Raw genomic sequence first — 607 nt, 5'->3', positions numbered from 1 at the left:
CTCGAAGATGGGCAATCGGTATATTCGGCGGCTGCTGTATCTGGGCGCCATGGCGCAGATCATGGTGAGACGCAGGTGCGGCCTGAGACAGGACTGGCTGTCCGACATGCTGGCCCGAAAGAAGACGAAAGTCGCCGCCATCGCGTTGGCGCATCGCATGGCAAGAACGATCTTTGCTGTCCTCAGGGACGGATCACGCTACCAGCCGCAGGCAACTGCTGCCTAAACGGCTAAACGAACGGTCAGGGCGACGTGAGGTGATGGCGAACAAACGGAGAGGACGAACCAGGACACCCCGATCAATCCGAAGCGCTTTGAGCGCGCTCGATTGAGTGGGACCTGTTCTCCAAGCGGACTTCATCAGGGCGCGCAGCGATCCCGCTGCACATGAGACGCCGTATACATGGCCGCAGCCGACCAGTTCACCCAAACCGATCCGAGATCCTTGACCCGCAGGAGCCATCCATACACGGGTTGAAGTCCGGGCTGTAGGGCGGGAGGTAGAGGACTTGCGCCCCCGCCGCCTCGATCGCCTCGCGCACGCCCGCCACCTTGTGCGCCCCGAGGTTGTCCAAGATGACGGTGTCGCCGCGCCGGAGTACCAGGG

General features: G+C 62.6%; 2 pseudogenes. One reads left to right on the top strand and one right to left on the bottom strand.

What is annotated here, in order from left to right:
* Positions 1-226, top strand: a pseudogene (locus C1631_RS25300) (IS110 family transposase); the annotation flags it as partial.
* Between the two features lie 244 nt (positions 227-470).
* On the opposite strand, the pseudogene C1631_RS25295 reads toward C1631_RS25300, so the two are convergent.
* Positions 471-607, bottom strand: a pseudogene (locus tag C1631_RS25295) (transposase); the annotation flags it as partial.

It is taken from the genome of Chryseobacterium phosphatilyticum, from assembly GCF_002899825.2.
Classification (GTDB): domain Bacteria; phylum Bacteroidota; class Bacteroidia; order Flavobacteriales; family Weeksellaceae; genus Chryseobacterium; species Chryseobacterium phosphatilyticum.
This window is presented reverse-complemented; position numbering and strand designations above follow the sequence as displayed.